Source organism: Pelotomaculum propionicicum, from assembly GCF_004369225.1.
Taxonomy (GTDB): domain Bacteria; phylum Bacillota; class Desulfotomaculia; order Desulfotomaculales; family Pelotomaculaceae; genus Pelotomaculum_B; species Pelotomaculum_B propionicicum.
Genome location: NZ_QFFZ01000103.1, coordinates 1 through 3,194 on the forward strand (window position 1 = coordinate 1; position 3,194 = coordinate 3,194).

The window sequence follows — 3,194 nt, forward strand, 5'->3', positions numbered from 1 at the left end:
GTAATTGTTATTCCTTTGAAACCACCTTTGCGCATTAACGACCTTGCCATGTCAATATTTGTCATTCAATTGTAAGATGAATTTTTTAATTTCCCCATAGAAACTAGCCGTCAGCGGTTTAGTCCAATGAAATTATCCAAAGTCAGCTCACGTTTTCGTAGAGCTATTTTTTGTTTTATTGACTTTGGATAATTTACTATTCATTATGTGAAGTTCGATCTTGCTTTCCACACACATAGTACTGGTCTAACCCGAAGCTCAAAGAGCATTTTAAATTTCGGGAATGCTCATTTTATGTATCTGGAATGAAATTAACTGCTTCCCAAGCACAGATAGGTAGCCGACTCTAGGATAGAGCTCATGTATTATTTATATGATCAGTATTCGTTGCCATCACGGGAATGGCTTTAACTTGTCCTTCATATTTGGAGTTCATGAAAGCAACCACCGTTTTACAGGCAGCTACAAGGATCTCGGCTGAGAATGATTGCTGAATGCGAATTCCTCCATGCGATAAATCCTGACAGAGTGTGAAAATACATGAGTCTTGCGAGAGAATGCTGTTCTCTGCAATGTATTTTTCTATACTTCTTTCAGGGTATTCAAAACGGCTTACTGTTTCAAGAACATGCCGAATAGAGTTAGCTGTTGTATGTGACGGTTGCTGACTGCCATTTGCGGTCTCAACAATATCTTTCAAATGGCTTTCATACGGCATAAGCAGTTGGTGTTTTAATACTTCAATACTTCCGGGCTTCATCACATACGCTTTACTGATTATGTAGTTCCGAGCGATAATGCTCAGGAACTCCATGTTGTGCGTGAATACCCAAATCCGCTCATGTGTTGTAATGCCAAAGAATGCCTTGATGTCTCTAAGCGATTGGGCAACAGCATAAACGTAGTGAAAATCCATGCTTGATATTGGATCGTCAATTACAAAAAACAGTTTGTTATAATCATCCTCGCGTTCCATGAGAATGTGCGTAGACGAAAGGTAAAAGCAGAAAGCGACAATGCTCTTTTCTCCGTCACTTAGTATGCTGGATGCTTTATCGCCGACGTTACTCCCCAAAAACCGAATTTGAAAAGTATCTTTGTCTATACTATATTTATCCGTAAAAAAGCGATTAAGAAAGAAAGTCATCGTTTCATAGACTTTATCTCGCTTGCTGATCCGCACTTTTTGCTCTTTCTCCACGATACTTGCTTGCAGTTCTCGAAGAGCTTTACTCTCGTCATCGTACTCCGAAAAACGCGGCTTGAGTTTTGCGCGATACTTCAAGAATTGCGCTTTGCATAGATTTCGGCGAAGAGAAAGACGCTCGCCCGTACTATCTTGTTTGGTTTTGTTTACTGCTTTGATAGTCTGTGTATTGTGTGTTATCGCATCCTCAACAACCTTGATAGCTGTTTTGCACGTTGAAATAGTATCGTTTATCGTTGGGAATGTCTTAGATAGATCGGCAGCTTTATCGTCAAGCATTTCAATTATTGCTTTGAAGCTCAGTATTCCGTCATCGCTGACTTCGGGGATTTCAAGTTCGACCTCGGCAAGGGATGGAAAATACTTTTTTAAGCTTGTAATATCAGCAACAGCCGTTTTAGTTGATTGGGTGCTTCCTTTTAGAGAATCAACTATGCCACTTATCCCTTTTCCGCAAAGCTCGATCTTTCGTAGAAGTTCTGCTTCTTTATCAGCTAAGTAAGCTTTGTAATCACGAATCAGAGCCAATGCATCGGTTCCATATGGTTGCTTGCAGAACGGGCAGACGTTCTCATCACCGGATAAAGCAAGACCTTTTTCAATAAAGGCTCGGTTTGCTTTTATTCCCGCAACAAATTCTTCATCCCATTCTGTTTTGGGGTACTTCGTTGTCAGCAAAGTGATTATTTCGCCGAACACAGATTGATCAACTTTCAGCGTAGGCGACTGAACATCATCAAGCTTTTCAGGAACTTTAGATAAGGCGTCAAGCTGCGCTACTATCTCATCAAATGACGCAACTGAACCAACCTGTTCGTCCCCGCGCAGTCGACCTTCTTCGATAAGGCTAAATTCTTTGGTAGAAGGGAGAACCCCCTGATCTCTCAACTCCCGCTTTGCTTTGTTAACCTCTGCGTCAATTTCTTTACCAATACTTCCAAGCTCTTCTTTAAGTTTTTTTTCGCGCTCTCGTTCTGCGGTCAGGTCAATTTGCGTTTTCCCCAAGATGTAGCCTTCAATGTTTCCATCAGGAGTGTAGTGCCTCGGCTTGATGTTCTCTTCCACGAAATCGCTATTAAACACATGGAAGAGTAAACCGGTATTGTTCTGAATCGAAGGGGTTTTGCCTTTTTCGACAGAAACGGACAGCTTTCTCTCAATACCCGCGTTTATGATGCGAAATGACAAGCTCCCCGATGCCTGTCCTAATGTGAGCAAATCATCGGCAAGCTCAGTCTGCTTCTCAGTAGAAGTGAGACGAAATGCACGACTAATAAACGACTTCCCAGTACCATTGGTAGCAAAGAAGATCGCCTTATTGGAATCAACTTCATCAGAAAACGCAATTTTCTTATCACCGTAATGCGGACCGAAGTTATTGACATCAAGCTTGACGGTGAATCCTACAGCCACTTCAATCAGCCCCTTTTGTACACAAAAACAAATTACATCTTATTTCGAATAGAATCCAAATGCTCAGCTATATTTGTTAGTGCGTTATCGGTAGCAGATAGATTCACATTCTAACGCAAGTTGTATATCTTAATCTTCTTGGAAATTTCATTGAATCGCTTGTCTGGCTTCATAATGTACTTCTCAAGATATGTACTTCTCAAGATCCTCCATGAAATCATCCGATTTGACTAAGATGCAATAGCGTTCGTCAGCACTCCATACACAGCCGTCATGAGGCTTGATATGTCCTCAAACTTGTCGATAGTCTTGATTTCCTGTATAAACTTTGGCTAGATTTCAGCATAAGTCTTCGGCGCTTCAAGCTGCAGATAAAGCCTAAAACTCATTACATAGGTACGAATTGCCTGGTCTCTGAACCGCCTGAACTAGCAATTATGTGCAAACTGTATTTGCTAAACTAAAAGTGTACCAATTTTAACCCATTGATCACCAAAAAGTTGACCACCCGATCAAACCAATCCTGTACACTGTAACTGGAAATTAACAGGCGTACAGGAGGAAAGGAAATGAT

General features: G+C 41.0%; 1 protein-coding gene. It reads right to left on the reverse strand.

The genetic code is table 11. The annotated features are described in order from the left end of the window. Positions 1–358: 358 nt before the first annotated feature. Positions 359–2,620, reverse strand: coding sequence for an AAA family ATPase (locus tag Pmgp_RS18920; RefSeq protein WP_192903033.1), 2,262 nt, complete (start codon positions 2,618–2,620; stop codon positions 359–361). Positions 2,621–3,194: the final 574 nt, after the last annotated feature.